The sequence below is a fragment of the Pseudomonas sp. Irchel 3E19 genome (assembly GCF_900187585.1).
Taxonomy (GTDB): Bacteria; Pseudomonadota; Gammaproteobacteria; order Pseudomonadales; family Pseudomonadaceae; genus Aquipseudomonas; species Aquipseudomonas baetica.
Map to the genome: position 1 here is coordinate 110543 of NZ_FYDT01000016.1, position 7182 is coordinate 117724.

A 7182-nucleotide genomic window follows, 5' to 3' on the forward strand; every position below is an offset into this window, starting at 1 on the left:
ACCATTATCGACTCCCTGTCGGCAGCGATCCTTGCTAATGGTCGATCATCCGTGATCCTGAAACACTCCCTGTGCTTCAGTTGATGGGTGTAGATTACGTGGTGGATCCAATCGGCAATAGTCGACATAGCTACCATCGCGTGTAAGACATTCGCCATAGCAGCCCTTCCGAAAACCCTTAGACGTGTCAGGCGTCAAGCATGGAAGTGGCGATCTGCGCGACTTTCAGCTGTCCTGAGGCCTGATCCTGCAGGTCATCCTCCAGAAACCAGGCAGCGGACAATCCGGCAAACGCCAGCACCCACTGCAGGAGCCTGTGGCGATCAAGCTGCGCGGCTTCGACGATCACCTCGACCTGTCGACGGAAACGTTCAGGATTACTGGCCGTCGGTAATGCCGGGTTACAGAGCAGGTTGGCGTAGTCAAAGCCCCGCTCGCCCCTCACCCGCTTCGGGTCGATCGCCAACCAATCGCGCGCACCGAAATCAAGAACATTGTCGTGATGCATGTCACCGTGCAGCAACACCACCTCCTGCGGGGCGGCGAGCAAGGCTTCGGCAGTCTGCAGGCTCAGGGCATAAGACCCACCGTGTACTGCGGCAGCGCAGCGCAGTGAAGCAAACCATGGCCCCAGCTCCACCAGCGGTGGAGGCGGCTTGTCGCGCACTGCATGCAACCGCGCCAGTACCGTGCACAAGATACGGCTGGCTTCGTCGTCCTGACCGTTGAGCGCCATCTGCATCAATGAACGCCGGCCCATGGCCCGCTCCATCAGCAAGCCGTCTTCGTGAAGGGCCAACACCTGTGCCGCGCCGTTGCCTTCCCACCAAGCCATCAGTTGATTGCCATGTTTTTCATCGATATCCAGGGCAATCTTGAGCATGGCCGGCGTATCGCCCAGGCGTACCGGCAACAGACGGCTGCCAGGGGTGATAAGCGGCGCACCGTCCGCCACCAAGGCCCAGCGCTGCAACCACGGTTCGAAAACGTCAGCCACCATCGCGCTCGCGTGCCTTGGCGCTTTCGACGAGAAACTGTTCGAGCCGGCTCAACTGCTCTTCCCAGCCACGGCTGTCCATGTAGTAAGCCTCTTTCTGGCGAATATCGGGAATGTGCGCAAAGCCGGACTCGGACACTTTGAGCAGGGTGCCGCTCTCAAAGTCCTCCAGTTCGAACCTGACCAGCGTGGTCGGCTCTTGGGAATAGTCGATTTTCGGATTGACCGCATACGGATGCCAACGGAATGAAAACAACTGTTGCGGCTCGACCCGTTCGATCAGCACATTCCACAACACATGTTCAAAACCCGGATACGTGACCTGCCCTTGCGTCCATTCACCGGCAATAAACCGCCTGCCCTCCAGCGCCACCCCAAACCACTGGCCAAACGCCTCGGCATCGACCAATGCACGCCAGACATGTGAACGGGGCGCCTTGAGCGTGATTTTGCGTTCGAAACTATTGGGTACTGGTTTCATACGTCACCTCCTGTTCTGAACACTAGGCTTGTATGACCACATGTCCAATCCGAAGTTGTATCAAAGCCGTGCTGGTGGTCATGGAACAGGAAACATCTGGCTGCATGTTGAAGTCGCTGTTCGAGCGATTTCGGGCGCAACCCGGCGGATGAAACTGTTACCTTTTCCAGTGCGTTGACTAAACCAAGGACGAATCATGCAGCCATCTCTCTCCGAACGTTATCGCGGCGCCCTGCTCGGCCTGGCCTGCGGCGACGCGGTCGGCACCACAGTCGAATTCCAGCTGCGCGGCTCGTTTGAGCCGATGACCGACATGATGGGTGGCGGCCCCTTCCAGTTGAAACCAGGGCAATGGACGGATGACACCTCCATGGCGTTGTGTCTGGCAGAAAGTCTGCTGAGCAAAAACGGCTTTGATGCGGCTGACCAGATGGGCCGCTACCTTAACTGGTGGAAATGGGGCTACTTGAGTTCGACCGGTGAGTGTTTCGATATCGGCATGACCGTCAGTCAGGCACTTTCACGCTACCAGCAAACCGGTGAGCCCTTTGCCGGTTCAACCGATCCGTATACCGCCGGCAACGGTTCGCTGATGCGCCTGGCACCGGTGGTGCTGTTTTTCTTTCCCGACGCCCGACAGACTCAACGGTTTTGCGCCGAAAGCTCACGAACCACCCACGCCGCCCCTGAAGCCATCGAATGCTGCCAGCTGCTTGCTGAATTGATCAGCACAGCTCTGCTTGGCGCCTCTAAAACAGAAATGCGCAAGCTGCCACACTTGACCTTCACCCAATCGAACGTCGCGGCGATTGCCAGGGGTGACTACCTTGCAAAGCCGGCCAGCGAAATCCGTGGCAGCGGCTACTGCGTGCAATCGCTGGAAGCAGCGCTGTGGTGCTTTCATCACACCGACAATTTTGCTGCGGCCATCCTGCAAGCCGCCAACCTGGGCGATGACGCTGACACCACCGCCGCGATTGTTGGCCAATTGGCCGGTGCTTACTATGGTGTGCGAGCCATTCCTGGGCACTGGCTGGAATTGTTGCATGAAGGTGAAGAGATTGCGGCGACCGCAGATCGTTTGCTGCAAGCTTCCCGGCAACGAGTGCCTGAATAGAAGTTGCGCAGCCGCTACACTGCTGCGTACTTTCATCCGATACAGTGAGAACCTCCAATGTCCCCACGCCTGCTCCTGGCCTTGACGCCACTGCTGCTTAGCCCTCTCGCCAATGCCACTGTCGACTGCGCCAACGCCAGCGATCAGGCGACGATGAACCAATGCGCCGGGCAGGATTTCAAGGCGGCGGACAAGGAGCTGAATACGGTGTATCAGCAGATCACCGGGCGCTTGAAGGACAACCCCGATGGCAAAAAGCTGTTGATCAGTGCGCAGCGGGCGTGGATCGGCTTTCGTGATGCCGAGTGCAAGTTTTCCGCGTCCGGGGTAACAGGTGGCAGTGTTTATCCGTTGATTTACAGCAACTGCATGACGGCCGTGACCAAGGTGCGGGTCGAGGCGCTCAAGCAGTATTTGAAGTGTGAAGAAGGTGACATGAGCTGCCCGGTGCCTGGGGCCTGATTTTTCGGTCATTACAGGGGGCCGTCGCTAGCAGGCTGGCGAGGGCCCCTCAGACCAGACATCGCAAAGTAGCGCACGAAGATCTGCGCTGTAGTAATCGCTATCTCCCCACCAGACATTTTGATACTCCCGCCTGCCACATCGTTTCGGCATCAAAAATCGCCACATTGTTGAATGTAGCGTGACAACGATTAAACCATCACAAATTAATTGAAATATATTATTGCTATTCGATAATTAAACATCGAAAATCAGTCACACCAACTGACATAGCAAGGAATTTTCATGAGTAATCGCATCAACGTAATGGCGCTACAACGCATGCATTGGGTGGGGCTGCTGGCAGCGATTCTGGTCTGGGTATTGGGTATGACCGAGGTCGGCGGCAGCGCGATGCTCTGGCTGTTCAACAAGGATGACATGCTGGCAGCTCTGCTCTATGCCTTCGCTGAAGGCTCCCCGCAACTGCTGGATCCGTTTGTTGAAGGAGCGCTGCTTGACCCCAATAACTGGCTTTCGCCTTTGGCCACAGTGCTACTCGTTGTCCTGGACTTCCTGCCCGTGGTGCTATCAGCCTACGCCTTATGGCTGACCGGCTTGTTTTTCCTGCGCTTGTCCCGCGGTGAAACCTGGACTAACCGCAATATCAAGGTCCTGTGGCAAGTGGGGGTACTGTGTATCGTTACTCCCGCCGCCTATCCTTTGGTGGAAACCTTACAAGGTTTGGCACTGTCGATAGACCTACCTGCGGGAGAGCGCATTTTTCAGTTCTCGATCGGCCTGTCTTCCTCTTCCGCCTATGAGATTGTCAAAGGCATATTGCTCTGTTCGTTTTCAATTATCATGCGCGATGCAAAAGTACTCAGCGATGAGCAAAGTCAATATATATAGAACAATACAATGACCATTATCGTCCGCCTTGACGTCGTCATGGCCACGCAAAAAATTCGCTCGAAAGAGTTAGCCAACTTGCTCGGTATCACCGAGGCAAACCTGTCATTACTGAAAAATGGCAAGGTCAAGGGGGTGAAAATGGCAACCCTGGACAAGCTCTGCGCATTGCTTGAGTGCCAGCCTGGCGATTTACTGGAATACCAAAAAGACTGAGCCCCTGCGGTTTGTTTATCGCCGGCCCCAACCGTTTAATTTTTATTCAATCCTTAGTTGCAAGGCTGTTATTCCATGTCCCGTTACCTATCCTGCGCGCTGCTGTTACTGACGGCGTTTCTCAGTGGCTGCGCCACAAAGCTAGACGTAGCACTCAACGCAACACCCGATCCGGATTATCACTTCGACCGCAAGGCAACTGTGCTCGTGACATCTGCAAGCAACAGTGATGAGAACGCACTGAATGCCCGTTACTATCTTCGCGATATGGTCAACGCGTTAAAAGACAACGGCTTTCAGGAGGTTTATACCGACGCGAGCCTGCCGAAAAACCATGCTCCGATCAAACTGACCATCAGCCTCGATATTGGCAGCCGGCAAGTGAGTTACCGCTACACAGCCACCGACTATGGGCAAGTGGTAACCAGTACCTCGACTGTGTGCAAGAACAAGAAGAAAAAAGACAATCAGCTGAATTGCACAAGTACGCCAAATACCACTTATGGCCCGGTGGGCACTTCGGAGCGAACCGGCTATACCACGCTCAGCACGTTCATCGCCACGGCTCGGGATGAAGTGAGCAAGCGTGCGGTCTACCTGCTTCGGGCTACCTCCTATAACGAAGATTGCCAGCCGGCCAAGGTCGAGGCCTTTCTCGTTGAACAAGGCCTGCAAAACCTGAGTTTCCAGGACCGTGTTCAACGCAACTACAGCGTGACGATGCCCGAAGGCTACAGTTGCAAGTAGTCCGTAGGCATCTCGGCAGCTTCCGGCACGGGCTCAGCCTGCGCTGGAAGCGGTTCAGGTCAAACGTGCGGATTACCCGGCACTTTGGTTGGCGCCGCGTATTGCGGCTTGAGATGGCCGTCCTGATCAAGTAGCCAGGCGTCCATGATCTGCCGCACCACAGGGCCTGCGACGCGACCACCGGCCTCGCCGTTCTCGATCATCACCGAAATTGCGATCTTCGGATGCTCCGCCGGGGCAAAGCCGACGAACAAGGCGTTATCACGGTGGCGTTCGAGGGTCTTCTCGCGGTTGTAGCGCTCGCCTTGTTTGATCGCCACCACTTGCGCCGTTCCGCTTTTGCCGGCAATGCGATATTGCGCACCCGCCGCCGCCGCGCGAGCAATGCCGCGGGCATCGTGCATCACCATCTGCATACCATGGTTGACCTGCTCCCAGTCACGGGGATCCTTGAGCAGGATGTTCGGCATCGGGTGCTCGTCGACCGGCGCCACACCATCGACGGTCCTGGCCAGGTGCGGACGGTTCCACACGCCCTTGTTGGCGATCAGCGCCGTGGCCTGAGCCAGTTGCAGCGGCGTCACCTGCATATAGCCCTGTCCGATACCCAGAATGACGGTTTCGCCCGGAAACCAGGCCTGGCGCCGCGTCGCGCGTTTCCAGGCTTGGGACGGCATAAGGCCGGGAGATTCTTCGAACATGTCCAGCGAAACCTTTTCGCCCAGACCGAACATCGCCATGTAATCGTGCAGGCGATCAATCCCGAGCTTGTGCGCCAGGTCATAAAAGTAAGTGTCGTTGGAGCGCATGATTGCTGCGTCCATATCCACCCAGCCATCGCCGCTGTGGTTCCAGTTGCGATACTTGTGATCGAAATCCGGAAGTTGGTAGTAGCCTGGATCGAATACTCGGGTCTGCGGCGTCACGACTCCGGCATCGAGGCCGGCGATTGCCACTTCCGGCTTGATCGTCGAACCCGGCGCGTACAAACCGCGCAGCACGCGATTGAACAGTGGCCGGTCGATGGAATCACGCAGTGCTGAATATTCCTTGGAACTGATACCTGTGACGAACAGGTTCGGATCAAAACTCGGATTGCTGACCATGGCCAGCACTTCTCCAGTGGAAGGGTCGAGCGCCACGACAGAGCCTCGACGATCGCCCAAAGCAGCTTCGGCAGCTTCCTGCAGTTTGACATCGAGACTCAGTACGATGTTTTTACCAGGTACCGGGTCGGTGTGTTTGAGCACACGTAGCACTCGACCCTGGGCGTTGGTTTCCACTTCCTCGTAACCGACGTGGCCGTGTAACTGTGCTTCATAGAAACGCTCGATTCCGGTTTTTCCGATAGATTGGGTGCCGCGGTATTCAACCGAGTCGAGGGTCTTGGATTCTTTTTCATTGATACGGCCGACGTAGCCTATCGAATGCGCAAAGTGCGCACCCAGCGGATAGTGCCGAACAAACTGCGGCTCTACATCGAGGCCGGGCAAACGGAACTCGTTGACCGCTAATACGGCGATCTGCTCCTCGGTCAGCTCGTAAAACAGCGTGACCGGCGTGAAGGGATGACGGGACTGCTTCATGGCCTTGTCGAACACTGTGCGGTCTTCAGCAGGCAAGTGCAGGAGATCAATGACCTCGTCCAGTTCTTGATTGACGTTGGTAGCTCGCTCGCGGGTAATGGTCAGGTTATAGCTGGGACGATTGTCGGCTAGCAGTACGCCATTGCGGTCGTAGATCAGTCCGCGCGTCGGTGGGATCGGTAAAACGTGAACACGGTTGTTTTCGGAAATGGTCGAGTGGTAATCGAACTCCACCACTTGCAGGATGTAGAGGCGCACCACTAGGGCACAACTGATGGCGAAAACGAACAAGGCGCAGGCGATCAACCGCTTGTTGACCAGACGCGTCTCTTTTTCGTGATCCTTGATCGGGATGGCTTCATGCATTTCTACAGCAACTCTTTGACATAAATGAGTGCCGATCCATAGGCGTGACATCAGTCCGTGAAAAAACGAGCTGCACCATACCAAAAACTGCCCGATCACTTCAGAAGGTTTTTCCCTAATGGAAGCTCTTGCGACAATTGGGCGGGCACGGAGGCATCCAAAATTTTTTCGCGGGCAAAACAAAACCCCAATTGCTTTCGCAATTGGGGTTTCGGAATTTAATCTTGACGATGACCTACTCTCACATGGGGAAACCCCACACTACCATCGGCGATGCATCGTTTCACTGCTGAGTTCGGGATGGGATCAGGTGGTTCCA

General features: G+C 55.9%; 8 protein-coding genes and 1 rRNA gene. 5 read left to right on the top strand and 4 right to left on the bottom strand.

The window, feature by feature from the left end; translation table 11 throughout:
- Nucleotides 1-187 precede the first annotated feature (187 nt).
- Entirely contained in the window at nucleotides 188-997 is an 810-nt protein-coding gene (locus CKW18_RS12955) for an aminoglycoside phosphotransferase family protein (protein ID WP_256586944.1), read from the bottom strand.
- Nucleotides 990-1478, bottom strand: coding sequence for an SRPBCC family protein (locus CKW18_RS12960; protein WP_095189161.1), 489 nt, complete (start codon nucleotides 1476-1478; stop codon nucleotides 990-992). Before CKW18_RS12960 ends, CKW18_RS12955 begins: the two co-directional genes overlap by 8 nt.
- Nucleotides 1479-1674: 196 nt before the next feature.
- Here CKW18_RS12960 and CKW18_RS12965 point away from each other — a divergent pair, with 196 nt between their 5' ends.
- The 5 genes from CKW18_RS12965 to CKW18_RS12985 all read left to right on the top strand — a co-directional run bounded on the left by CKW18_RS12965 (nucleotide 1675) and on the right by CKW18_RS12985 (nucleotide 4911).
- On the top strand, nucleotides 1675-2595 hold the full coding sequence (locus CKW18_RS12965; RefSeq protein WP_095189162.1) for an ADP-ribosylglycohydrolase family protein: 921 nt from the start codon (nucleotides 1675-1677) through the stop codon (nucleotides 2593-2595).
- A 57-nt stretch (nucleotides 2596-2652) separates the two neighbouring features.
- Nucleotides 2653-3057, top strand: a complete 405-nt coding sequence (locus tag CKW18_RS12970; protein WP_095189163.1) for a lysozyme inhibitor LprI family protein — start codon at nucleotides 2653-2655, stop codon at nucleotides 3055-3057.
- A 285-nt stretch (nucleotides 3058-3342) separates the two neighbouring features.
- Nucleotides 3343-3948, top strand: a complete 606-nt coding sequence (locus CKW18_RS12975) for a hypothetical protein (RefSeq protein ID WP_095189164.1) — start codon at nucleotides 3343-3345, stop codon at nucleotides 3946-3948.
- A gap of 9 nt (nucleotides 3949-3957) precedes the next feature.
- Nucleotides 3958-4164 (top strand): helix-turn-helix transcriptional regulator, encoded by a 207-nt coding sequence (locus CKW18_RS12980; protein WP_095189165.1) that lies wholly within the window; start codon nucleotides 3958-3960, stop codon nucleotides 4162-4164.
- Nucleotides 4165-4239: 75 nt separating this feature from the next.
- Nucleotides 4240-4911 (top strand): hypothetical protein, encoded by a 672-nt coding sequence (locus CKW18_RS12985; protein ID WP_095189166.1) that lies wholly within the window; start codon nucleotides 4240-4242, stop codon nucleotides 4909-4911.
- A gap of 59 nt (nucleotides 4912-4970) precedes the next feature.
- Here CKW18_RS12985 and mrdA read toward each other — a convergent pair whose 3' ends face one another.
- Nucleotides 4971-6863, bottom strand: coding sequence for a penicillin-binding protein 2 (mrdA, locus tag CKW18_RS12990; protein WP_095189167.1), 1893 nt, complete (start codon nucleotides 6861-6863; stop codon nucleotides 4971-4973).
- 222 nt (nucleotides 6864-7085) lie between these two features.
- Nucleotides 7086-7182: ribosomal RNA gene (gene rrf / locus CKW18_RS12995) — 5S ribosomal RNA — on the bottom strand; the annotation flags it as partial.

Coding starts and splice junctions, on each gene's coding strand:
- CKW18_RS12960 (WP_095189161.1), bottom strand. CDS start 1,478: ATGAAACCAGTACCCAATAGTTTCGAACGCAAAATCACGCTCAAGGCG.
- CKW18_RS12965 (WP_095189162.1), top strand. CDS start 1,675: ATGCAGCCATCTCTCTCCGAACGTTATCGCGGCGCCCTGCTCGGCCTG.
- CKW18_RS12970 (WP_095189163.1), top strand. CDS start 2,653: ATGTCCCCACGCCTGCTCCTGGCCTTGACGCCACTGCTGCTTAGCCCT.
- CKW18_RS12975 (WP_095189164.1), top strand. CDS start 3,343: ATGAGTAATCGCATCAACGTAATGGCGCTACAACGCATGCATTGGGTG.
- CKW18_RS12980 (WP_095189165.1), top strand. CDS start 3,958: ATGACCATTATCGTCCGCCTTGACGTCGTCATGGCCACGCAAAAAATT.
- CKW18_RS12985 (WP_095189166.1), top strand. CDS start 4,240: ATGTCCCGTTACCTATCCTGCGCGCTGCTGTTACTGACGGCGTTTCTC.
- mrdA (WP_095189167.1), bottom strand. CDS start 6,863: ATGCATGAAGCCATCCCGATCAAGGATCACGAAAAAGAGACGCGTCTG.